23 protein-coding genes and 1 pseudogene are annotated in these 22,716 nt (G+C 70.5%); 8 read left to right on the top strand and 16 right to left on the bottom strand.

From position 1 onward, the window contains the following. Positions 1-8: 8 nt before the first annotated feature. The 3 genes from CAL11_RS12635 to CAL11_RS12625 all read left to right on the top strand — a co-directional run bounded on the left by CAL11_RS12635 (position 9) and on the right by CAL11_RS12625 (position 2,067). On the top strand, positions 9-1,070 hold the full coding sequence (locus CAL11_RS12635) for a LacI family DNA-binding transcriptional regulator (RefSeq protein WP_086093152.1): 1,062 nt from the start codon (positions 9-11) through the stop codon (positions 1,068-1,070). A 199-nt stretch (positions 1,071-1,269) separates the two neighbouring features. After that, complete coding sequence (locus tag CAL11_RS12630) at positions 1,270-1,539, top strand: hypothetical protein (protein WP_086093151.1); 270 nt, start codon at positions 1,270-1,272, stop codon at positions 1,537-1,539. A gap of 3 nt (positions 1,540-1,542) precedes the next feature. Then, a complete protein-coding gene (locus CAL11_RS12625) occupies positions 1,543-2,067 on the top strand; it encodes a helix-turn-helix transcriptional regulator (RefSeq protein WP_086093150.1) in 525 nt (174 codons plus the stop codon). An 8-nt stretch (positions 2,068-2,075) separates the two neighbouring features. Here the strand turns inward: CAL11_RS12625 and CAL11_RS12620 are convergent, their stop codons facing one another. Continuing rightward, on the bottom strand, positions 2,076-2,534 hold the full coding sequence (locus CAL11_RS12620) for a helix-turn-helix domain-containing protein (protein WP_208617551.1): 459 nt from the start codon (positions 2,532-2,534) through the stop codon (positions 2,076-2,078). Between the two features lie 83 nt (positions 2,535-2,617). Here CAL11_RS12620 and CAL11_RS12615 point away from each other — a divergent pair, with 83 nt between their 5' ends. Continuing rightward, entirely contained in the window at positions 2,618-3,112 is a 495-nt protein-coding gene (locus CAL11_RS12615) for a DUF2938 domain-containing protein (protein WP_086093148.1), read from the top strand. A gap of 40 nt (positions 3,113-3,152) precedes the next feature. On the opposite strand, the gene CAL11_RS12610 is transcribed toward CAL11_RS12615, so the two are convergent. From CAL11_RS12610 to CAL11_RS12580, 7 genes are all read right to left on the bottom strand, one after another. Next, a complete protein-coding gene (locus CAL11_RS12610) occupies positions 3,153-4,307 on the bottom strand; it encodes a CaiB/BaiF CoA transferase family protein (protein WP_086093147.1) in 1,155 nt (384 codons plus the stop codon). Then, positions 4,304-5,170 (bottom strand): MaoC family dehydratase, encoded by an 867-nt coding sequence (locus tag CAL11_RS12605; RefSeq protein WP_086093146.1) that lies wholly within the window; start codon positions 5,168-5,170, stop codon positions 4,304-4,306. The genes CAL11_RS12610 and CAL11_RS12605 overlap by 4 nt, the downstream gene beginning before the upstream one ends. Positions 5,171-5,183: 13 nt before the next feature. After that, positions 5,184-6,152 (bottom strand): tripartite tricarboxylate transporter substrate binding protein, encoded by a 969-nt coding sequence (locus CAL11_RS12600; protein WP_086093145.1) that lies wholly within the window; start codon positions 6,150-6,152, stop codon positions 5,184-5,186. 25 nt (positions 6,153-6,177) lie between these two features. Next, positions 6,178-6,921 (bottom strand): GntR family transcriptional regulator, encoded by a 744-nt coding sequence (locus CAL11_RS12595; RefSeq protein ID WP_033467835.1) that lies wholly within the window; start codon positions 6,919-6,921, stop codon positions 6,178-6,180. A 229-nt stretch (positions 6,922-7,150) separates the two neighbouring features. Beyond that, a complete protein-coding gene (locus CAL11_RS12590) occupies positions 7,151-8,140 on the bottom strand; it encodes a Bug family tripartite tricarboxylate transporter substrate binding protein (RefSeq protein ID WP_086093144.1) in 990 nt (329 codons plus the stop codon). Between the two features lie 35 nt (positions 8,141-8,175). Continuing rightward, a complete protein-coding gene (locus tag CAL11_RS12585; RefSeq protein WP_086093143.1) occupies positions 8,176-9,246 on the bottom strand; it encodes an Ldh family oxidoreductase in 1,071 nt (356 codons plus the stop codon). An 11-nt stretch (positions 9,247-9,257) separates the two neighbouring features. Then, a complete protein-coding gene (locus CAL11_RS12580; protein WP_086093142.1) occupies positions 9,258-10,448 on the bottom strand; it encodes an NAD(P)/FAD-dependent oxidoreductase in 1,191 nt (396 codons plus the stop codon). Between the two features lie 111 nt (positions 10,449-10,559). Here CAL11_RS12580 and proC point away from each other — a divergent pair, with 111 nt between their 5' ends. Beyond that, positions 10,560-11,354 (top strand): pyrroline-5-carboxylate reductase, encoded by a 795-nt coding sequence (proC, locus tag CAL11_RS12575; RefSeq protein WP_086093141.1) that lies wholly within the window; start codon positions 10,560-10,562, stop codon positions 11,352-11,354. Positions 11,355-11,369: 15 nt separating this feature from the next. Here the strand turns inward: proC and CAL11_RS12570 are convergent, their stop codons facing one another. Then, positions 11,370-12,023 carry a GntR family transcriptional regulator gene (locus CAL11_RS12570; RefSeq protein WP_033467814.1) on the bottom strand — a complete coding sequence of 218 codons (654 nt, stop codon included), beginning with the start codon at positions 12,021-12,023 and terminating at the stop codon, positions 11,370-11,372. Between the two features lie 214 nt (positions 12,024-12,237). Between CAL11_RS12570 and CAL11_RS12565 the strand changes: the two genes are divergently transcribed. Continuing rightward, entirely contained in the window at positions 12,238-12,714 is a 477-nt protein-coding gene (locus tag CAL11_RS12565; RefSeq protein WP_086093140.1) for a hypothetical protein, read from the top strand. A gap of 6 nt (positions 12,715-12,720) precedes the next feature. Here the strand turns inward: CAL11_RS12565 and CAL11_RS12560 are convergent, their stop codons facing one another. The 6 genes and pseudogenes from CAL11_RS12560 to CAL11_RS12540 all read right to left on the bottom strand — a co-directional run bounded on the left by CAL11_RS12560 (position 12,721) and on the right by CAL11_RS12540 (position 19,278). Continuing rightward, positions 12,721-14,208, bottom strand: a complete 1,488-nt coding sequence (locus tag CAL11_RS12560) for an efflux transporter outer membrane subunit (RefSeq protein ID WP_086093139.1) — start codon at positions 14,206-14,208, stop codon at positions 12,721-12,723. A 14-nt stretch (positions 14,209-14,222) separates the two neighbouring features. Further along, positions 14,223-15,344 carry an ABC transporter permease gene (locus CAL11_RS12555; RefSeq protein WP_086093138.1) on the bottom strand — a complete coding sequence of 374 codons (1,122 nt, stop codon included), beginning with the start codon at positions 15,342-15,344 and terminating at the stop codon, positions 14,223-14,225. 6 nt (positions 15,345-15,350) lie between these two features. Next, complete coding sequence (locus tag CAL11_RS12550; protein ID WP_086093137.1) at positions 15,351-16,490, bottom strand: ABC transporter permease; 1,140 nt, start codon at positions 16,488-16,490, stop codon at positions 15,351-15,353. After that, positions 16,487-17,335 carry an ABC transporter ATP-binding protein gene (locus tag CAL11_RS24660; RefSeq protein ID WP_432206085.1) on the bottom strand — a complete coding sequence of 283 codons (849 nt, stop codon included), beginning with the start codon at positions 17,333-17,335 and terminating at the stop codon, positions 16,487-16,489. Before CAL11_RS24660 ends, CAL11_RS12550 begins: the two co-directional genes overlap by 4 nt. 498 nt (positions 17,336-17,833) lie before the next feature. Beyond that, positions 17,834-18,175 (bottom strand): annotated as a pseudogene (locus CAL11_RS24655) (ATP-binding cassette domain-containing protein); the annotation flags it as partial. 89 nt (positions 18,176-18,264) lie between these two features. After that, complete coding sequence (locus CAL11_RS12540; RefSeq protein WP_086093135.1) at positions 18,265-19,278, bottom strand: HlyD family efflux transporter periplasmic adaptor subunit; 1,014 nt, start codon at positions 19,276-19,278, stop codon at positions 18,265-18,267. A 118-nt stretch (positions 19,279-19,396) separates the two neighbouring features. Here CAL11_RS12540 and CAL11_RS12535 point away from each other — a divergent pair, with 118 nt between their 5' ends. Both CAL11_RS12535 and CAL11_RS12530 read left to right on the top strand, forming a co-directional pair. Further along, on the top strand, positions 19,397-20,044 hold the full coding sequence (locus tag CAL11_RS12535) for a CerR family C-terminal domain-containing protein (RefSeq protein WP_086093134.1): 648 nt from the start codon (positions 19,397-19,399) through the stop codon (positions 20,042-20,044). 59 nt (positions 20,045-20,103) lie between these two features. Further along, on the top strand, positions 20,104-21,864 hold the full coding sequence (locus tag CAL11_RS12530; protein ID WP_086093133.1) for an alkaline phosphatase D family protein: 1,761 nt from the start codon (positions 20,104-20,106) through the stop codon (positions 21,862-21,864). Here the strand turns inward: CAL11_RS12530 and CAL11_RS12525 are convergent, their stop codons facing one another. After that, entirely contained in the window at positions 21,865-22,710 is an 846-nt protein-coding gene (locus tag CAL11_RS12525) for an aldo/keto reductase (RefSeq protein WP_086093132.1), read from the bottom strand. Positions 22,711-22,716: the final 6 nt, after the last annotated feature.

The raw sequence follows: 22,716 nt of genomic DNA, 5'->3' as shown, positions 1-22,716 counted from the left end.
ATGACGCCATGACGACCAAGGCTACGGGCAACCGCAAGGTAGTCAAGATCGTGGACGTCGCCAAAGCGGCCAACGTCTCGCCCGCGGTCGTCTCGCGCATTCTCAGCAATGACAGCAAGCTGGTGGTGCGCGAAGAAACCCGCGCCCGCGTGCAGCAGGCCATCGAGGAACTGGGCTACACGCCCAACCTGCAGGCGCGCGGCCTGCGCCTGTCGCGCTCCAATACGCTGGCCATGATCGTGCCGGAGCTCAACAGCCCGGTCTTTCCCGTCATCATCCAGGGCGCCCAGCGCGCCGCCTGGGAGCGCGGCTATTCGCTGCTGGTGGGCGGCATGGGCGGCGAGGAGGAAGATCCCAAGGTGGCCGGGCGGCTGCTGCGCAGCAACCGTATCGACGGCTTGCTGGTGACCACCGGCCGGCACGAGAAGCAGATGCTGCAGGAGCTGGCCACGCTGAACGCGCCGTTCGTGCTGGTCAACCGCTATCTGGACGACCAGCACCCGTACGTCGAACTCGACGAGCGCGGCGCGGCGGCGGCCATCACCCGCCATTTCATCGAGCTGGGGCATCGCCGCATCGCCTTCCTGGGCGGCCTGCAGCGGCGGGTGGGCGAGCGCCGCGTGGCGGGCTACGCCGACGCGCTGGCCGAGGCGGGCCTGCCCTGGGTGCCGCAGCTGGTGGTCGACGCCGGCTACTACAAGCCCGGCGGCGAGGAGGGGCTGCGCCAGTTGCTGGCCCTGGACGAGCCGCCCACCGCGGTGGTGGCCACCAACGAGATCGTGGCCGCCGGCGCGATGGCGGCCGCGCACCGGCAGGGCGTGCGCATTCCGCGCGACCTCTCCATCGCCAGCTTCTCCGACGGCATCGTGGCCGAACTGCTGAGCCCCGCGCTGACCGCGGTGCGCTTTCCGCTGGAGCGCATGGGCTACCTGGCCACCGCGCTGCTGGTCGACATCGTCGAGGGGCGGGACGTTCCCCACGCCGGCCTGTGCCTGCCGCACGAGAGCGTGATCGTGCGCGACTCCACCGCCCGGCCGCCCGGCCGCAAGGCGCGCGCCGCAACCCGCTAGACGCCGGGCCGACAGGCCCGGGCAGCGTGTCGAAACCGTCATCCTTGCCCTGGGCAGCCGGCCCGATTCCTGGCATTTTCATGCCTGGACGGACACGGCTCGAATGGCACGCATGGCGCATCCAGGGGTCGGAACCGTCGTAATCGACAGGTTGTCTGTTGACACCCTGAACGGATCGCCTCAAACTGGAAAACACCGCATGACACGTTGCCCGCGCCCAGACAAAGACGTCGACGCCGCGCTCAAGCATGCCGAGGCGCACGGCTGGTACATCCGGCGACGGGGCGGCCATGCCTGGGGGCGCATGTACTGCCCATACGACGACAGCGAATGCCGTTGCGGCGAGTTCTGCATCACCAGCATCTGGAGCACCCCCAGGAACCCGGGCCACCACGCGCGCGCCCTGCGGCGCGTGGTGGATAACTGCGCCAGGCATCGCCGGGCGCATGCGTGCCGCAGCAAGGAGTAACCCATGGAATACCTCTTCACCCTCAAATACCAGCTGGCCGACGCCGACAGCGACCTGGACGCCTTGGTCGAGCGTCTGGGCGAGGCCGGTTGCGACGACGCCCTGGTGGGCATGGGCCTGCCCGGCCGCCTGGCGCTCGAATTCACCCGCGAGGCCGACAGCGCCGAGGCGGCCGTGCGCAGCGCGCTGGCCGACGTGCGCCGCGCCATGCCCACGGCGGTGCTGATCGAGGCCGCGCCCGACCTGGTCGGCCTGACCGACGTGGCGCAGATCGTCGGCGTGTCGCGGCAGAACATGCGCAAGCTGATGCTGGCGCACCCCGCCACCTTTCCGGCGCCCATCCACGAGGGCAGCGCCTCGCTGTGGCACCTGGCCGACGTGCTGGGCTGGCTGCAGGCCCGCGGCGGCTATCCGCTGGCGCAGGCCACGCTGGATGTGGCGCGCATGGCGCTGAAGGTCAATGTGGCCAAGGAGGCGCGGCGCCTGCCGCGCTCGGCCGGCGCCGGCCTCGACGCCCTGGTGGGATGACTTGCCGCCTATGGCCTGGCGGGCGCGCGCTTGCGGGGCGAGCGCGGCGCCGCGCCCGTTGACGCCGGCCGCCGGCTGCTCAACGCGCCGGCGGCGGCGGCCTTGAGCAGCCGCCTGAAGGTCGGGCATTGCGCATGGCTGGGGGCGGGGCAGGCGGCGGCGTGCCGCAGCCCGCGGCTCATGGCCTGCAATTGCTTGATGGTGGCATCGATCTCGTCCGCCTTGGCCAGCAATACCTGCCGGTTCACCCGTGGCGGGCCCTGCGGCGACAGCATCGCGCGTATTTCATCCAGCGACAGGCCGCCGGCCTGGCCCAGCGCGACCAGGGCCAACTGCTCGAGCACCGCCGGCGCATAGCGGCGGCGCGCGCCGGGCGGGCTGACCGGCGCGACCAGCCCCACTTTTTCGTAGTACCGCAATGTCGAGGCGGGAACGCCGGTGAGCCTGGCGACTTCGGCAATATCCATGCGCGAACCTTGTTGACTTGAAGTTGACTTCAACTTCTATCCTAGGCCTCCTTGATGAAGCGGGTCAACGCACAGGAGGGAATATGGCATCGCAGGAGATGATCATGCGCGTCGTGCTGGTCGGCATGGGCGCCACGGTCGTGATGGACGCGTGGACGATGGCGCTCAGGCGCCTGGGCGTGCCCGTGCTGGACTACGCCCTGGTGGGCCGCTGGGTGGGCCACTGGCGCCATGGCCGGTTTGCGCACGCCGATATCCGGCAGGCGCCGGCGGTGCGCGGCGAGGCGGCGCTGGGCTGGGGGCTGCACTACGCCACCGGCGTGCTGTTTGCCGGCTTGCTGGTCGGCTTCGCGGGCCAGGCATGGCTGCGCGCGCCGTCGCCGGGGCCGGCCTTGGCGGTGGGCGTGGCGACCGTGCTGTTGCCGTGGTTCGTGATGCAGCCCGCGCTGGGAGCGGGGGTCGCTTCTTCGCGCACGCTCACGCCGCTCAGGAATTGCCTGCGCAGCGTGCTTGCGCACGCGGTCTTTGGCCTGGGGCTTTATCTGGCCGGCCTGGCGCTGGCCTGGATAGGGCGATGAGCGGGCGCCCGCGCGGCGCATGTCCGCCCGGGCGCGCGGATCATGCCGGCGGGCCGGCCCGGGTTCCGGTCGCCAGCAGCCCGTTGTGCGCGCCCAGGGCGGGCGCGCCGCTGACGAAGCGGGCCGGGGTATCGGACAGGCGTATCGGACTGGCCAGCGTCGCGGCCGTGGCGGCGCCGGCGGTTTCGGGCCGGCGCACCATTTCGCGCGCCGCCACCTGCGGATGGTGGAGGATGTCTGCGTAGCTCAGCACGGGGCCGGCGGGGATGCCCGCCTCGCGCAGGCGCGCCAGCCAGTGTTCGGACGGCTGCGTGGCCAGGGCCTGTTCGACCAGTTCGGCCAGGACCGCGCGATGGGCCAGCCGGGCCGTGTTGTCGGCGAAACGTGGATCGGCCTTCAGCGCGGGACGGTCGAGCAGGTCGCAGGTTTTCTCCCACAGCGGCTGCGAGGCCGCGCCCAGCGCAATGGCGCCGTCTTGCGTCCGGAATATCTGGTAGGGAGCGGCGTTGCGCGAGGCCTGTCCCATGCGCTCGGGGTTGCGGCCGGTGGCCAGGTAGTCCGCGACTTCCAGCGGCGCCATGGCCAGCGCGGCGTCCAGCAAGGCGACGTCGACCAATTGCCCCACGCCGGTTTTCTGGCGCGCGGCTAGCGCGGTAAGTACCCCGATTGTCGCGAACAGCGCCGTGGAAACGTCGACGATGGGAATCGGCAGCCGGTGCGCCGGCCCCTCGGTCGGGCCGCATTGCGCGGCCAGGCCGGACATGGCCTGGATGACCAGGTCGAAGCCGCCTTCGCCACGCAAGGGGCCCGATTGGCCGAAGCCCGATATGGAGCAGTACACCAGGCGCGGAAATTCCGCATGCAGGGTGGCGTAGTCCAGGCCCAGGCGCGCCATGACGCCTGGCCGGTAGTTTTCGACCAGCACATCGGCGTCGCGGATGAGGTCGCGGCATTGCGCGCGGCCGGCCGGCGTGGAGAGATCTATCGTGACGCTGTGCTTGTTGCGATTGAAAAGATTGAAGAAAGCGCTCTGCCCATCGACGAAGGGGGAGGAGTGGCGCTGGTCGTCGCCGCCGCCGGGCTTTTCGATCTTGATGACTTCGGCGCCGAAGTCGGCCAGCATCGCCGTGCAATAGGGCGCCGCGATCCATTGGCCCATGTCCAGGACGCGCAAACCTTCCAGTGCTTCCGTCATTGCTTCGCTCCTGCCGGCCGCAATTGGGCGCTGCCCTCGATCGCCAGGGTCGAGCGCTCCTTGGCGCGCGCCTCATAGCGTACCTGGCTGCCATCGCGCCAGATGGAAAGCAGCAGGGTCTCGCCCGGATAGAAGACGCCGCGGAACCGCGCCGACAGGGCGGTGACGCCATCGGTGTCATAGGCCGCCAGTTCGCGCGCGATGGCGTGCTGCACCAGGCCCATCAGGCATACGCCGTGCAGGAATGGGCGGGGGTAGCCGGCCTCGCGCGCCGCGGCGGGCCAGGAGTGCACAGGGTTGACGATGCCGTGCAGGTCGAACAGCAACGCCTGCTGAGGCAAGGTCGGCTGCTCGGTCTGGATGTCGGGCGCGCGCGCCGCGACGGCCGGCAGGCGCGTCGAGTCGTCGGGCGGCCCGCCGAACCCGCCGTCGCCGCGGCATATCGTTACCATGGAAAGCGTGGCGTAATGCGTGCCGCTGTCAGCGTCGTGCAGCGTACGTTCGGAATGCAGCATCGCGCCGAACTGCTTGCCCTTGTCGGTGATGCGCGTGACGCGCAGCCGGCTGGCGATGCGGCCGGCGGCCGGCAGCGGCCGGTGCATCGCGATATGCTGCTCGCCCAGCACGCACCGGGCCCAGTCTATCCCCGTCCAGGCCTGGCGCTGCCAGAAGCCGGGGTTGGCCAGGACCAGGGCCATGCCGCCGGCGGTCTTGGGCGCGTCGCCATAGACGTACTGCAACTGGCGCTCGTCCATCGGATCCTGGCCATAGCCCGCGCTCAGGGCGTACAGGCTGCAGTCCCGCGCGCCGTACGACTGCGTCTGCACGGGAAACTCGTGCGCCAACAATGCTTGCACATTCACGACCGGCTGCTCCTCAGTTGACGGCCAGATTCAGGCTCTGGACGATGGGCTTCCACTTCCGGATATCCGCATCGATGACGGTCTGGAATTGCGCGACGCTGCCGCCCCGCGGGGTCATGCCCATCTCCAGCAGCTTGGACCGTACTTCGTTGTCGGCCAGCACGGCCGCGACGTCGCGATTCAGTTGTTCGACGATGGGCGCCGGGGTCCCGGCCGGGGCGACCAGGCCGAACCAGGCCGAAGCCTCGTAGCCAGGCAGCCCGGATTCGGCGATGGTGGGAACGTCGGGCAGCTTCGAGAAGCGCGCCTCGGAGCTCACGCCCAGCGCGCGCAGCTTGCCGCCCTGGACATGCGGCAGCGCCGACGAGAGATTGTCGAACATGACTTGCACATCGCCGCCGTATAGCGCCTGCAGCCCGGGCGCGGAACCCTTGTAGGGAATGTGCAGCATGTCGATGTTCGCCATGTGCGCCAGCAGCGCGCCGGCCAGGTGGTTGGACGAGCCGTTGCCCGACGACGCATAGGTAACGCCGGGTTGCGCCTTGGCCAGCTTGACGAGGTCCTGCAGCGAGTCCAGCTTGCTGGCGGCGTTGACCACCAGGACGTTGGGCACCTGGGTTACCTGGATCACGGGCTGGAAATCCTTGGCCGCGTCATAGCCTGGCGTCGCGAAGATCAGCGGGTTGATGGCGAACTGTCCGATCGACGCCATCATCAGCGTGTAGCCGTCCGGCCGGCTGCGCGCCACGAAGGCGGCCGCGATGTTGCCGCCCGCGCCGGTCTTGTTCTCGACGACGACCTGGCGCTCGTACTTGGCCGACAGTTTGCTGGCAATGAGACGAGCCAGCAGGTCCGTCGTCCCGCCAGGTGCGTAGGGCACGACGAGGCGGACCGGTTCGGCGGGGTAGGGGGCGGCGGCGGCGCCAGCCGACAGCGCCGAGGCGGCCATGCCCAATGCCAGGGCCAGTTTGCGGCAAAACATGATGCTTCTCCTTAGCTGATTGCACTTATAGTTTGAAGGTCCGGTCCAGCCGGACGATGTCGCCCCGATAGACGGGCGTTCCTGCGTAGAGGATGCGGCCCGACTCGTCGCGCACGACGCGCTTCATGATGACGATGGGCGCGCCCACGGCGATATCCAGCCACTTGGCCAGTTCCACGTCGGCGGCATCGACCTGGATCATTTCGAAGGCCTCCAGCTTGCGCTGCGGCAGGAGCTGCGGCAGCACGTGCAGCGCAATCTCATTGCGAAAGCGCTTGGGCGCCTTGCGGTACACCTCGCGGTCGATGTAGATGTCGGCCACGGTGTAGGGAACGCCCTGCGCCTCGTGTACGCGGCGCATGTAGAAATAGGCGTCGGCGGGCTGTCCATGCTGGGCATAGTCGGCGGGGCACTCGACTCGGTCGCGTTCGGCCAGGATGCGTACCTGGCTGGCGCCCCACAGGGCCCGGATGCCGCTCCAGTCCTGGTCCAGCGGGAGTTCCAGGCCTACCGGCGCCACGGCGTCGTCCAGGACGAAGGTGCCGACGCCCTGGCGGCGCTGGACCAGGCCATCGCGCTCCAGCAGGGCCAGGGCCTGGCGCGCGGTGACGACGGCGGTGTTGAATTGCCGGGCCAATTGGTCGATGGCGGGCAGCCGGTCGCCCGGCCGATAGTCGCCGGCGCGGATGCGCATGCGCAGCAGGTGCGCCAGGTTGACATAGCGTTTGTTCGAACCGCTTGCCAGCAAGTCGTCTTTCACGTTGGCCATGTTCAGATTTCGCCTGGTGTGTTCCATATCATTCTGTAATTCTAATATTAGAATGACTTGGGCGGCAAGCCGGAAATTGGCCGTGCTGCCGGCCCGGGCGCCGGGTCGTGAGGACGCCAGGGCGCGGTCTCCCGTCACGAGTGAACGCGGCCCGCGCGATCGGCGAAAGAACCAGGCGCCCGCATGACGGGCGCCTGGTCGTGCCTGGGCGACCGGCTGGTCGCGGCGCTCAGTTGGCCGTGATGCCGGCCGACTGGATCAGGGTTCCCCAGCGCGCGGTCTCGCGGTTGACGAACTCGGTGGTGGAAGGAACGTCCTGGTAATTGATCACGCCGCCGGTCTGGCGGATTTTCTCCTTGATGCCGGGGTCGGCCAGGGTCTTCTTCAGGGCTTCGCTCAGGGTGGCCATGGTGGCGGCGGGCGTGGCCTTGGGCGCTGCGAGCACTGTCCACGAGGTGACCTCCAGTTCGGGATAGCCCAGTTCGGCCACGGTGGGCACCTCGGGCAGGTCCGGAATCCGCGCATGGGAGGTGGCCGCCAGCGCGCGCAGGCGCGCGCCCTGGATCTGGCCGGTGGAGTTGGTGGCCTGGTCGAACATCATGTCCACATGGCCGGCCATGGTGTCGTTGAGGGCCGGGGCATTGCCCTTGTACGGGACGTGCATCAGGCGGGTGCCTGTCTCGTGCATGAACAGGGCGCCGACCAGGTGCGTCGAAGTGCCGTTGCCCGCCGAGGCATAGGTGAGCGCGTCGGGCCTGGCCTTGGCCTGTTCTATCAGTTGCGGCAGGCTCTTGAGCGGGGACTGCTGGCCCACCACGATGACGTGCGGCGTGTCGTAGATGCGCCCCACCGGCGCGAGATCGCGTTCGGGCTGGAATGGCATGTTGCGGTACAGGTGGCTGTTGACGCTCATCACGCCCATGCTGCCGAACAGCAGGGTGTAGCCGTCCGGCCTGGCGCGGGCCACGGCCTCGGCGCCGATATTGCCGGCGGCGCCGGTGCGGTTCTCGACGATGACGGTCTGCTTGAGCTGGCTGCCCAGCCCGGTGGCGAGGATGCGCGCGACCACGTCGCTGCCGCCGCCGGCCGAAAAGGGCACGATGAGGGTGATGGGGCGCGCCGGATATGCGGCGTCGGCTTGCGCGCGCGCCTGGCCGGCGGGCAGGCATAGCGCCAGCGCCACCAGGGCGCTGTACGGCGCGGTCGGTCGGGGTTGCATGGCGTCTCCTTGGAGAGAGTGGGTCGAACGGGTGTCTAGGCCAGCCGCAGCAGCGCGAGCAGTGCGGCCGGGTCGATGGCGACGCCGTGTTGCGCGGCCAGCCTGCGCGCCGCGTAACGCCGCTCGCCGGGCAAGCGTTGCTGGCCGCTGCGCAACAGCGCTTGCGCCAACTGGTCGATGCGCGCCGCGAAGCCATGCCCGGCCGAGCGCGCCGGGTCGATGCACAGGAAGAACTGGCCGGTGCGCGAGGTCTGGGCCGTGGGGTGGGCGCTGCGATCGACTTCCCAGGAAAAGCTGCCGCCGGTCAGCGCGGCGGCCAGCACCTCGACCATCATGGCGATGGCCGAACCCTTGTGGCCGCCGAACGGCAGCAGGGCGCCGCCGTCGAGCACGGCCGCGGGGTCGCGCGTGGGTTGTCCGTGCCTGTCCACGCCGGCGTCGGGCGGGAGCGTGCGGCCATGCTTGGCCGCCAGCTGCACATCGCCTTTGGCCATGACGCTGGAGGCCTGATCGAATACCAGCGGGTCGGCGCCGGCGCGCGGGCAGGCGAAGGCCATGGGGTTGGTGCCGTACAGCGGGGTGGTGCCGCCATGCGGCGCCATGTGGCTGATGCTGTTGACGGCGGTAAGCGCGATCCACTGCTGGCGCGCATAGGGCTCCACGTCCAGCCACAGCGCGCCGAAATGGTGCGAGTTGCGCGTCAGCAGCATGGCCAGGCCGTGCTGGCGCACGCGCTCCTCGATGAGCGGGCGCGCCGCCCGCAGGGCGCATTGAGCAAAGCCGTTGCGCGCGTCGACGACGATGGTCGCGCCGCTGGCGTCGATGACCCGCGGCTCGGCGTGCCCGTCGACCCAGTCGGTGCCCAGGGTAGCCACGTAGCCGGCCACGCGATGCAGGCCGTGGCTCTTGGCGTCGTCCTGCTCGGCCAGGGCGCAGGTCTGCGCCAGTACGGCGGCGGTTGCGGCGCTGGCGCCGGCGCGCTCGAACAGCCGCGCCAGCAGCATGGCCAGCTGGTCGGCGTGCAGCCGGCAGGGCGCGCCCGCGTCGGCGCAGCGCGCCAGGTGGCCGGCCAGTTCGTCGTGCGATGCGGCGGGAGAGATCGTCATGGTCGCGCCCCTCAGAGAATGCCTTCTTCGCGGTAGGGCTGGTTGGCCTGTACGCGTTCGTAGCCGAGGTTGGACAGGTCCAGGCTCTGGAACGCGCCGTGCACCAGCAGTTCGGCGATGCCGCGGCCGGCGGCGGGCGCGTGCATCATGCCGTGGCCGGAAAAGCCCGCCACCGTGTACAGGTTCTTCAGGCGGGCGTTCCACGCGCCGATCACCGGGTTGCCGTCCAGCTCGTTCTGCTCGTACAGGCCCGACCAGGTGCGATGGCACTTGGCCGCTTCCAGCGGGGGGAAGCGATGCGCCACGGCCGGCCAGACGACGTGCTCGAAATAGTCGTGGTCGACGTCGAAGTTGAAGCCACGGTTCTCGTCGCCGTTGACCAGCCCGCCGGAAAAGCCCTGGCCTTCGGAGCGAAACGCCAGGCGGCTGAGATCCTTCACGTAGGGCAGGGGTTCGATCGGGTTGCCGCACGTGAAGTAGTGTTCGAAGCGGCGCATCGGCACGACCGGCAGATGCATGCCGAACAGCTCGGCGACCTGGCCCGACCAGGCGCCGGCGGCGTTGACGAAGGCTTCGGCGTCCAGCTGCGCGCCGCTTTCCAGCGTGACGCGGCGCGCACGGGTGGGCGTGACGTCGGCGGCCACGACCCTGTCCTTGAGATACACCGCGCCCAGTTCAACGGCCTTGCGCCGAAAGCCCCACAGCAGGCCGTTGGGGTCGCACCAGCCGTCTTGCGGCGTATGCGCGCCGGCGCCGAGGTCGTCGACATGGATGGAGGGAAAGCGCGCCTTCAGTTCGGCGGGAGTAAGCAGGTCGACGTGGCAGCCCATGGCCCGCTGCCGGGCCACGTTGCGCTCGAGCATGGCGACGCGCTCGGGCGGCACCAGGAACAGGTAGCCGCCTTGCACCCAGTCGACCGGCGCGGGCCGGCCATTGGCGGCCATGGTGTTCTCGAAGTTCTTGATGAAGTCCAGGCTGTAGAGCGACATGCCGATGTTCTCGGGGCAGGTGAACTGCACCCGGCAGCCGCCCGACGAACGCAGCGCCGAGGCGAACTCGTAGCTCGGATCCGGCTCCACGACGCAGACCCGCGCGGCCGGGTCGCGCGCCAGCACGTGATAGGCCACGCTGGAGCCGATGATGCCCCCGCCGATGATGACGATGTCGTACTGCTGAACCTGCGGCTGATCCATGACTTGCACCCGATTCCGATGTTGAGGAAAATGTATCCTTTATTGGATCCAATTAAATCATGGCTGGCGGGGCCGCGGTGTTGCGGGAAACCCTGATGCGGCAGGAAAAGGAGCGCGAGGATGAGGCGGGCATTGTTTCTGGGTTATGGCCGGATGGGCGCGGCGCTGGGCGAAGCCTGGCTGCGCGCCGGTTTGCTGGCGGGGATAGACGCGGTCGACCCGGGGCGTGCCGGCGCCGGCCTGCGGGCGCGGCTGTTTCGCGCGGCGGACGAATTGCCGGACCAGGCCTACGACCTGGTGGTGCTGGCGGTGAAGCCGGCCATGGCGCTGGAGGCCTTGCGCGCCGTGCCACCGGCGCGGCTGGCGCGCGCCTGCCTGGTGTCCGTCATGGCGGGCGTGCCGGCCGCCGCCTTGCGGCAGGCGTTGCAGCCGGCCCGGCCGGTGGCGCGGGCCATGCCCAACACGCCGGTCATGGCGGGGCACGGGTGCACCGGGCTATACGGCGGCGACGATATCGGGCCCGGGCAGCGCGCCGTGATCGGTCGCCTGTTCGAGGCCGTGGGCGCGGCGTTCTGGGTCGATACGGAAGACCAGCTGCACGCCGTGACGGCCCTGAGCGGCAGCGGCCCGGCCTACTACCATCTTTTCAGCGAGGCGCTGGCGCAGGCCGGCGAGCAGCTCGGCCTGCCGGCCGCGCTGGCGCGCAGCCTGGCGGCCCGCACGGCGCTGGGCGCGGCCAGCCTGCAATGCGAGGAGGGCGCCGATTTCGCCGCCTTGCGCCGCGAAGTGACTTCGCCCCAGGGCACCACCCATGCGGCGATCGAAGTGTTCGAGCAGGCGGGGGCGCTGCGCACGCTGGTACGCGATGCGGTGCGGCGGGCGCAGGCGCGCTCGCGCGAACTGGCGCGGCCCTAGGCGGGCGGCGCCGCTTCAGATCAGGCCATGTTCCTTGCGCAGCACGTCCTGCGTGTGCTCGATATGCGCTTCGAGCAGGTCGCGCGCGCGCTTGGCCTTGCCGGCGATGCACGCGTCCAGGATGGCGCGGTGCTCGTTCTGCGGCGACTTGCGGCCCACGGCATAGGACTGGTGCGCACGCAGATGGATGTCGATGCCGCGCACCAGGTTCTCGATGGTCTTGAGCAGGCGCGGGCGGCCGCTGGGCCGGTACAGGCACATATGGAATTCGAGGTTCAGCTCGCTCCATTCGCGCGGGAATTCGCTGGCGTCGTAGCGGGCGATGATGGTCTCGGCTTCCTTGAAGACCGCGGGCGTCATGTGCGGAATGGCCAGCACCAGCGCGCGCGATTCCAGCCCCACCCGGATGTCCAGCGTTTCCAGCAGTTCCTGGACCGAGCGCGACGCCACGACCGAGCCCTGGTGCGGGGCGTGCGTGACCAGCCCTTCGGCCTCCAGCCGCTTGAGCGCCTCGCGCACCGGTATGCGGCTGACCCCGAAACGCTTGGCCAGCACCTCCTGCTTGAGCTGCACGCCGATGCCCAGCGAGCCGTCAAGGATCAGGGCGCGCAACTCGTCGGTCACGCCATCGGCGGTCAGCGTCAAGGGTGTTGCATTAGCGTCGGTCATGCCTGGTCAACCTGGAAGAGCCGCGCGGCCGGATGGCCGCCGAGGATGGAGCCCGATCATACACACCGCGCGGCCCGGCGGGCGCCCTGTGCGGCACGCAGTGGATATTATTTTGGATCCATCATACCACCAGTACTGGGCGCGGCGTGACCCGCCGCGCGGGGTACGGGGTATCATCGGGACCGCCGTCAGCGACACCAGAAGGAAGCGTGCCATGAACTCCGCATCTCGCCTGAACATCTCCAGTACGTCCGACGATTGGCGCGGCCTGGCGCTGTCCAATTTCCCGTTGTCGCCGTTCGTGCTCGACGGCGAGCTGTTCGCCTCGGTGGAAGGGTTCATCCAGGGGATCAAGTTCCGCGAGGACGATCCGCGCCGTGCCACCGCGTTCCTGTCCAGCGGCTGGGACGCCAAGCACCTGGGCGACACGGCCGACCGCAGCGGGGCCTATTGGGGCGGCGCGCGCATTCGGTACGGTTCGGCCGAGCACCACCAGTTGATCGAAAGGGCCATCCGCGCCCGCATCAAGCAATGCGAGGGCTTGCGCCGCACCTTGCGGGCGACCGAGGGCATGACGCTGGTGCACGATACCGGCAAGCCGGAGGCGCCGCACACCTCGCTGCCCGCCGCGGTGTTCTGCCGCATCCTCGAAACGCTGCGCCGGGAAATCCTGGGGCGCGCACGGCCGTAGCGGCGGCTAGGGCTGCGCCCCGGCGCCGCCGGCCAGGGCCTTGTAGAGCACGACCAGGCGGGTGCGCAGACGTCCGTCGCTGGCCGTGAGGTCGCGGCGCGCCTGCAGGTCTTCGCGTTGCGCGTCCAGCACGGCCAGGTAGTCGGTCAGGCCGCCAAGATAGCGCGCCCGCGCCCAGTCGCGGGCCTGCGCGGCGCTCTCGGCCTTTTCCCGCAGGCGCGCATATTGCAGCTGTTCGGCCCGGTAGCCGCTCAGCGCATCGTCGACTTCGTGCCAGGCCCGCAGCACGGTCTGCTGGTAGGCGACGGCGGCTTCCTGCTGCTGCAGTTCGCGCAGCGTGACCACGCTGCGGCGCCGGCCGCTGTCGAAGATGGGCAGGTCCAGCGATGGCCCGATGGACCAGGTGCGGCTGCCCCAGTCGCCGAACTTGCCGCTTTCGTACGACTCGTAGCCGAACCGCGCGCCCAGGCGGATGCTGGGGTACAGATCGGCCTGCGCCAGGCCGATGCGGGCGGTGGCCTGGTGCAGGCGCGCTTCGGCGGCGCGGATGTCCGGGCGGCGGCGCGCCAGCTCGGACGGCAGTCCCAGCGCGTAGTCGGGCAGCGGCCGCGCCGAGCCGTCGCCCCCGGGCGCGGCCAGCTCGTCGCCCAGTTCGCCGGGACGCGCGCCGAGCAGCAGGCCCAGGCGGTTGCCGGCCTGGGCCTGCTGCTCCAGCCAGTGCGGCAATTGGGCCTGCAGGCCGGCCAGTTGCGTGCGCTGGCGCGCCACGTCGAGATCGGCGGCCAGGCCGCCGTGCGCGCGCGCCTGGATGAGCGACAGCTGTTCCTGCAGGGCCGCGATGTCCTGGCGCAACAGCCGCGCCTGGCGTTGCGCGGTGCGCAACTCGAAATAGTTGCGCGCCACCTCGCTCGCCAGGCTGAGCCGCGCCGCGTCGTACAGCGCGGCCGAGGCTGCCACGTCGGCGTCGGCGGCCTCGACGGCGCGCCGCACGCGGCCCCACAGATCCAGTTCCCACGAGGCGTCGAAGCCGGCCTGGTACAGGGTGTAGGGCTCGCTGAGCAACTCGGTGACGGCTTCGCGGTTGGCCGGCGCGATGGCGTCGAGAATGCGGTTGGCGGCGGCGTCTTCGCTCTGGCGCTGGCGCGTGACGGCCGCCGCCGCGTCGACCCGCGGGCCGCGCTGCGCGGCTACCGTCTGCCGTTGCGTGCGCGCCTGGGCGTAGCGCAAGGCCGCGCTTTGCAGGTCGGGGCTGGCGGCCAGCGCGCGCGCCTGCAGGCGGTCCAGCGTGGGGTCGCCGAAGGCGTGCCACCATTGCGCGGCCGGCGCGCCGGCCGCGCCGGCATGGCCGGCCAGTTCGGGCGGGCCGCCTCGCCACGAGGTCCAGTCGGCCGGGGCGGCGGGGGTGGGCGCCTGGTAGTCGGGACCGACGGCGCAGGCCGCCAGCGCGCAGGCAAGCGCGATGCAGGGTGCGGACAGGGAGAGGCGGGGAGGCATGGCGTATCGGCGGCTCAGACGAGACGGTTGCGAAACAGCCACGCGGCCAGCGGCAGCGTGACGGCGGCGACGGCCAGCATGGGCAGGAAGTCGATGGCCACATCGCGCAGCCCGGCGCCTTCCAGGTAGACGCGGCGCACCAGGTCGACCGCGAAGCGCAGCGGGTTGGCCCAGGTCGCGATGCGCAGCGCCTCGGGCATGTTGCCCACCGGCGTGACCAGGCCGGACAGCAGGATCAGCGGCATCATCAGTACGAAGGTATAGACCATGGCCTGTTGCATGTTGGCAGACAGCGCCGAGATCGACAGGCCGATGCCCACGCTCGCGGTGGTGAACAGCAGCAGCCCCAGGTACAGCGTGGCGGGCGAGCCGGCCAGCGGGATGGCGAACCAGTAGCGCGCCACCAGCAGGATCAGGGTCGATTGCACCAGGCCGATCAGTATCGCGGGCACGGCCTTGCCGACCAGGATCTCCAGCGGATTGAGCGGGGTGACCAGCAACTGGTCGAAGGTGCCTTGCTCGCGTTCGCGCGCCACCGAAAGCGCGGCCAGCATGAGCGTCTGGATCATGCTGAGCGTGGCGATCAGCCCGGGCATGATGTTCCAGCGGGTTTCCAGGTTGGGGTTGAACCAGGCGCGCGTGCTCACGCGCACCGGCGGCGCGCCCGCGCCCGGCAGCGTGGCGTTGTAGCCGGCCACCAGCGTGCCGAGATGGCCGGCGGCCATGCCGGCGGTGGTGGAGTTGCGGCCATCGAGCACGACCTGCATGGGCGCGTCCTGGCCGGCCGCCAGGCGCCGGTCGAAGTCGGCGGCCAGGTGGACCACCAGCAGCGCCTGGCCGGCGTCGATCACGCGGGCGATGTCGGCGGGCGTGCGCAGGGTCGCCACGCGCTGGAATACGCCGGAGCCGTCGATGCGCGCGGCCAGTTCGACCGCGGCCGCGCCGCGGCTCTGGTCGAGCAGCGCGTAGGGGACATGGTTGAGGTCGTAGGTGGCGCCATAGCCGAACAGCAGGCTTTGCACCACCACGGGGGCGATCAGGATGACGCGGTTGGCCGGATCCTTGACGATGGCCAGCGCCTCCTTGCGGCACAGGAAGGCGATGCGGCGCAGCATGGCGGACAGGCGGGCGAACATGGCGCGTCAATCCAGGGACTTGCGCGTCAGGCGGCGCGCCAGGGCCAGCAGCGCCACGGCGTAGACGGCCAGGATGGCGCAGTTGCGGGCGATCAGGGGCCAGTTGTCGCCGGCCAGGAACGCGGTCTTGACCAGCTCCATGAAGTAAGTGGCGGGCAGCAGCGAGCCGACGAAGCGGATCGCCGCCGGCACGTTGCGCAGGTCGAACAGAAAGCCCGACAGCATCAGCGCCGGCAGGAAGCTGCTGAGCACGGCGACCTGGCTGGCCAGGAACTGATTGCGGGTCGTGGCCGAGATCAGCAGGCCGATGCCCAGCGCCACGACCAGGTAAAGCATGGCGCTGAGCAGCAGCATCGCCAGCGACCCCTGCAGCGGCACGTGAAACAGCAGACGCGCCGCGGCCAGGCACAACCCCAGCCCCAGCATGCCGACGACGAAGTAGGGAATCATCTTGGCCAGCAGGATTTCGGTGGGGCGCACGGGCGTGACGAACAGCGCTTCGAGCGTGCCGCGCTCCCATTCGCGCGCGACCACCAGCGCCGTGAGGAAGGCGCCGACCAGCGTCATGATGAGGGCGATCAGGCCGGGCACCAGGTACCAGGTGCTGGTGTTGGCGGCGTTGAACCACAGCCGTTCGACCATGGCCACGCCGGGCGGCGGCGCGGCGTGGCCGGCGCGGTCGGCGCGCAGGCGCGCGGCGTGTTCGAGCGCGCCGTTGACGTAGCGCGCCAGGGCCGCGGCGCTGTTGGCATCGGCCCCATGCAGCAGCAGCTGCACCTGCGCATCGCCGGCGGCCAGTCGGCGCGCGAAATCGGCGGGCACGCGCACGATGCCGTCGACCTCGCGCCTGCGCATCAGTGTTTCGGCGGTATGCATATCGGCCAGCCAGACCGGCGCCAGGTAGTCCGAGCCGGCCAGGCCGGCCAGCGCGTCGCGCGCCTGGGGCGAGCGGTCTTCCAGCACGACCGCGATCGGCGCGTTGCGCAGGTCCAGCGACAGGCCGTAGCCGAAAATCAGGATCAGCACGATGGGCAGGACCACGCCGATGGCCAGGTTGCTGCGGTCGCGCAGCAGCTGGCGGAACTCCTTGCGCGTGAGGCTGGCCAGGCGCCGCCAGAACCCGCTTGCGCTCGCGCCCGGGCTCATGGCTGCGCCTGCAGGTGCTGGCGCGCGCGCGCCTGTTCGACGATGCCGATGAAGGCCGTGTTCATGTCGCCCGCATCGCCCGCCAGGCGGCGCACCTCGTCGGGCGTGCCCAGCGCCAGCAGCCGGCCGGCGTCCTGGATGGCGATGCGGTCGCAGTATTCCGCTTCCTCCATGAAGTGCGTGGTGACGACGATGGTGGTGCCGTCCAGGGCCAGCGCGGTGATGCGGCGCCAGAACGCGCGCCGCGCCAGCGGGTCGATGCCGCTGGTGGGTTCGTCCAGGAACAGGATCTCGGGCTCGTGCAGCAGGCCGGTGGCCATGGCCAGGCGTTGCTGGTAGCCGCCGGGCAGCTCGCCGCTGCGCGCCTGGGCATGGCCGCGCAGGTCGAACTCGCCCAATACGGCGTCGATGCGCCGGCGCAGCGCCGCGCCGGCCAGCCCGTAGACGCCGCCGAAGAAGGCGAGGTTCTCGGCCACGGTCAGGTTGCCGTACAGGGCGAACTTCTGCGATACGTAGCCGATGTGGCGCCGCGCCCGCGCCGGCGCGTTGCGCAGGTTCACGCCGGCCACCCGCAACTGGCCGCTGCTGGCAGGCAGCAGGCCGCACAGCATGCGGAACGTGGTGGTCTTGCCGGCGCCGTTGGGGCCGAGCAGGCCGAAGATCTCGCCGCGGCGCACGCTGAACGAAGTGCTGGCCACGGCCGTGAAAGCGCCGAACTTGCGCACCAGGTCGTGGACTTCGATGGCGGGCTGGGCCGGGTCGGGGGCGGCGTCGCCGGGGCGTGGCGCCTGCGGGACAGGGCGCCGCGCGGCCGTGGCCGTGGCCGTGGCCGTGGCCGCGGGCATGTCGGCCGCCAGGCGCGCGCGCAGCAGCATCTGTACCCCGTCTTCCAGGCGCGCCGGCGTGGCGTGGGCGCGCGCGCCGTCGAGCAGGGCGCGCAGGCGCGCCGGGTCGGCGTCGGGGCGCTGGATGTAGCGCACCGCGCCGCCCTCGGGCACCGCGTCGATGATCTGCGCGCTGTCGTCGAGCAGGCGCGCCTGCAAGGCACGGGCCGGCACGCCGGCCGGCGGCGCGGCGAGAAAGCACAGGCCCTGGGCCGGCTCGCGCAACGCCTGCGGCGTACCCTGAGCGAGCAGCCTGCCGCGATACAGCACATGGACTTGCGCGCAGTGCTGCGCTTCGTCCAGGTAGGCAGTGCTGACCAGCACGCTCAGCTGCGTCTGCTCGACCAGCTGCTGGACGATTTGCCACAGCTCGCGGCGCGACAGCGGGTCCACGCCCACGGTCGGTTCGTCCAGCAGCAGCAGTTCGGGCGAGCGCACCAGGGTGCAGGCCAGCCCCAGTTTCTGCTTCATGCCGCCCGACAGCTTGCCGGCCGGCCGCGCGGTAAAGCGCGCCAGGTCGGTCATGGCCAGCAGGCGCGCGTAGCGTTCGCGGCGCTCGCGCGCGGGCACGCCGTGCAGGTCGGCATACAGGTCGAGGTTTTCCTGCACGCTGAGATCCTCGTACAGGCCGAAGCGTTGCGGCATGTAGCTGATGCGGTCCTGCACCGCCTGGGGCGACCGGACCGCATCGATGCCCAGCACGTGCAGCGTACCGGCGTCGGGCCGCATCAGGCCCGCGATCAGGCGCAACAGGGTGGTCTTGCCCGCGCCATCGGGCCCGACCAGGGCGGTCAGCCGGCCGCGCGCCACCGACAGCGACAGCGCGTCGAGCGCGAGGGTCTGGCCAAAGCGCTTGGCCAGGTCCCGCGCCTCGATGACGGGCGCCTCGTTCATGGGCCGGGCTCCGCCGCGTCGGCCAGGTTCAGCCGCACGGTGGCCGGCATGCCCAGCCGCAGCTGGTCGCCCGGGTCGTCGACGCGGATGCGGATTTCGTACACCAGGCTGGTGCGCAGGGTTTCGGTCTGCACGGTCTTGGGCGTGAATTCGGCCACCGACGAGATATAGCCCACCTGGCCGTCGATGGCGCGGTCGGGCTGGCTGTCGGTGTAGACCTGCGCCCGCATGCCCGGCCGCACGCGTCCCAGGTCGGGTTCGGACAGGTAGGCGCGCACCCATTTGGGGTCGGTCAGCGCCAGCGTATAGACGGGGCGCTGGGGCGAGGCCATGTCGCCGGGCTCGAGCAGGCGCGCGCGCACGACGGCGTCGGTGGGCGCCTTCAGTTCGGCCTGGGCCAGCCGGTGCCGCAGCAGGGCCAGTTCGGCCTGGCTGGCCTGCCACTGCGCCGTTGCTTCGGCAATGTCTTCGTCGCGCGGCCCCAGCAGGGCCAGCTGCAGCGCCTTGGCCTGGGTTTCGGCCTGGGCGCGCGCCACCCGCAGGCGCGCCGCGGCGCGGTCGATGTCCTGCCGGCTGACGGCGCGTCCATCGGTGGCGCGGGCGGTGCCCTGCAGGCGTTGCAGGTCTTGCTGCGCGAGCGCGGCGTCGGCCGCCGCCGCGTCGGCGCGCGCCCGCGCCTGGGCGATCTCCTGGGGGCGCGAGCCGTTGCGCAGGCGCAGCAGGGCCTGTTCCTGCGCGCTGGCGCGCGCCTGGGCCCGTTCGGTCTCGAGCTGCAAGGTGCGGGTTTGCTGGCGCGCCAGGACCTGGCCGGCGCGCACGCGGTCGCCTTCCTCGACCTGCATGTCGGCGATGCGCTCGCTGTTGTCGAAGGCCAGCGCCACCTGGCGGATATCGACATTGCCGTACAAGGTGAGGGTATCGCCCGGGGGCTGCGCGCGGGTCAGCCACCATGCCGCGCCGGCTATCGCCAGCACGATGGCCACCGCCGCGGCAATGAGGGGTTTCTTCATGGTCGGCGTTCGCACCGGAGGGGTCGATGGGCCGACTATACATTAAATTCAAATTGAATTTGAAGTAATTTTGGGTGACACTGAACCCGTTTATCAACGTACCGCCATACCGATCACCATGACCAGACCGCGCCGTTCGCTGCGGGCCGACGGGGCCAGCACCCGCGCCAGGATTCTCGAGGCGGCCGGCCAGCTGTTCGGCCAGTACGGCTATGCGGGCGTGGCCAGCAAGGCCATTTGCGCGGCCGCCGGCGCCGACCTGGCGGCGATCAACTACCACTTCGGCAGCCGCGACGGCCTGTACCGCGCCGTGCTGATCGAGGGGCACAAGCATTTCATCAATCTCGATACCCTGCTGGCGCTGACGCAGAGCGATTTGCCGCCGCGCGAGAAGCTGTGCGCCTTCATCGACGGCATGGTGGCGGGGTTGTGGGAGCAGAGCTGGCACACGCGCGTCTGCGCGCGCGAGGTGCTGGCGCCGTCGGCGCATTTCGCCGCGCTGATCGACGAAGAGGTGCTGCCCAAGTTCCGGCTGGTGGCGGGCATCCTGGGCGACATCACGGGCTTTGCGCCGGGCGATCCGGCGCTGGCGCGTTGCGCCGTAAGCATCGTGGCGCCCTGCATGATGCTGATGGTGGTCGACCGCAACGCGCCCAGCCCGCCGCAGCAGGTGCTGGCGCAGCCGGCGGCCGACCTGGCCGAGCATCTCAAGCGTTTCGCGCTGGCCGGCCTGGACGCGGTCAGCGCCGCCGCGCCGCGCCGCTGACGCCTCTGCTACATTGACGCCACCGCGGCCCCGACCCGGGCGGCCGTCTGGAGGGGACCATGGCAAAAGAGGCGTACACCGTCGGACCAGTCTTGTCGTTTCGCGGCGTCGGGGGCGCGCGCCAGTGGCGCGTGAGCGCGCTGATCGGCATCCCGCGCGAGGCGAAGGCGCCCGCGCTGCGCGTGGAGGGGCGGGCCTGTGCCGCGCCCGTGGTGCTGCACCGGACCGCGCGCGAAACGTTGCTGCGCTATGACCTCAGCTGCGACATGCAAGCGCGCGAGCGCAAGGTCGAGTTCGGCCCCAAGGGCGGGCCGGCCTGGCATTTCACCGTGCCCGCCAAGGGCGCCGCGCCGCGCCTGGCCTATGTGTCGTGCAATGGCTTTTCCGACCCCAGCGGCATGCGCAAGCTGGTGCGCCCGGCGAACGCCGTATGGGCGGACCTGCTGTGCAACCACGATCGCGACCTGCGGCCGGCGGATTACCTGCTGGACAAGGAACAGCTGTGGCACGAAACGCGCACCCATGACGAAGGCCTGCAGCGTTTTCACTTGCTGTTGATGGGCGGCGACCAGATCTATTTCGATTCGATCTGGGAGGATATCGCGGCGCTCAAGCAGTGGGTGGGGCTGGCGCGCGCGCAGCAGCTCGAATTCAAGGTCAGCCAGGCGCTGGAGGACGAGATCGAGGCGTACTACTTCGGCCTGTACAGCCGCCGCTGGCTGCCGCCGTCGCGCGCGCCATGGGCCGACGCGCAGCCCAGCCTGGACGCCGCCGACGCCATGGCCCGCGTGCCCACCATCATGATGTGGGACGACCACGACATCTTCGACGGCTGGGGCTCGTACAGTCCGGCCATGCAGCGCTGCGAGCTGTTCCAGACCCTGTTTCGGCACGCGCGGCGCGCTTTCTGGGTCTTCCAGATGCAGCATGCGCTGGCCGACCTGCCGCCGCTCCAGGCGATCGCGCGCGCCAATGTGCTACCGCAGGATCCGCAGTACCAGGGCATCGCGTGGAGCCGCCTGCTCGAGCGCGACCGGCTGGCGCTGCCGCTGCTCGACGATCAGCCCGGCTTCACCTCGGCCTATCGGCTCGGGCCGCTGGCGCTGGTGGCCGCCGACCTGCGCACGGAACGCTCGCGCACGCAGATCCTGGGCTCGCAGGCGTGGGCCGCGCTGCAGGGCTGGCTGCATGGCCTGAAGGGCAACCGGCCGGCGTCGGCCACGGGCGGCTGCCGGCATCTGATCTTCATGTCCTCGGTGCCGGTGGCGCATCCCAAGCTGTCGGTGGCCGAAGGCCTGCTCGACACTTTCGGGCAGGATCACGTGCTCGACAGCAATGCCGACGACCTGAAGGACCATTGGTCGCACGACGACCATGAAGGCGAGCGCAAGCGCCTGCTGGAAACGCTGATGCAGGTCGCCAACGAGAAGCTGCTGCGCGTGTCGATCGCCTCGGGCGATGTGCACGTGGCGGCGTGGGGCAACGCCTATCGGCGCGATATCCCGCCGACCTCGAACTGGGCGCAGATCCAGCAATTCACCTCGTCGGCGGTGGTGCATCCGTCGCTGCTCGGCGTGGCCGAGCGCCTGTTCCTGTTCATGCTCAACGGCACGGCGGCCCAGGCGCAGCCCATCGACGTGAACCTCAGCGTGGAGATGATGCTGTTTCCCGGCCACAACCGCTACGTGATGCCGGCGCGCAACTGGCTGGCCTTCGAACTCGATGCCGGCAAGGCCGGCAAGCTGTGGGCGAGCTGGCGCTGCGAGACCGAGACGGGCTTTTCCAATCATCTGCAGGCGGTGCAGCCCGCGCAGGGTTGATCAGATCATCGGCAGGCTGGCCGGGCGGGGGCCGCGCGGGAACGCGGCGTCCAGGTCGGCGCAGTCCTGCTCGCCCAGCGCCAGGCGGCCGGCGGCGGCGTTGGCCGCCACGTGGGCGGGGTCGGCCGCCTTGGGGATGGCGAACACGCCGGGCCGGCGGGTGAGAAAGGCCAGCGCGACCTGGCGCGGCGTGGCCCCGTGGGCCTGCGCGATGCGAGCCAGCACTTGTGCGCCGGCGCTGTTGGGCGCCGGGAAGTCATCGTGGCCGAACGGGCTGTAGGCCACCACGGCCACGCCATGCGCCGCGCACCACGGCATGACGGCATGCTCGATGGCGCGCTCGCGCAGGTGGTAGAGCACCTGGTTGCAGGCCAGCTTGCCGGGGCCGACGATGTCCAGGGCTTCCTGCAGGTCGTCGACGTCGAAATTGCTGACGCCGTAGCTGCGGATCTTGCCTTCGCGCTGCAAGGCCTCGAACGCCGCGAAGGTTTCCTCCAGCGGATGGGCGCCGCGCCAATGCAGCAGATAGCAATCGAGATGGTCGGTGCCCAGGCGGCGCAGCGAGCGTTCGCAGGCCGCGCGCGTGCCGGCGCGCGAGGCATTTTCCGGCAGCACCTTGGACACCAGGAACACCTGGTCGCGGCGGCCGGCGATGGCTTCGCCCACCAGGCGTTCGGCCGCGCCCGCGCCGTACATCTCGGCGGTGTCGATATGGGACATGCCCAGGTCCAGCCCGCCGCGCAGGGCGTCGACCGCGCTGGCGCGCGTGCTGTTGTCGAGATTCCAGGTTCCCTGGCCGATGGCCGCGACCATGCGGTCGGTGGCGCCGAAGCGATGCTGTTTCATGGTGGC

The organism is Bordetella genomosp. 6 (genome assembly GCF_002119705.1).
In the GTDB taxonomy this organism is placed as follows: Bacteria; Pseudomonadota; Gammaproteobacteria; order Burkholderiales; family Burkholderiaceae_B; genus Bordetella; species Bordetella bronchiseptica_F.
This window is presented reverse-complemented; position numbering and strand designations above follow the sequence as displayed.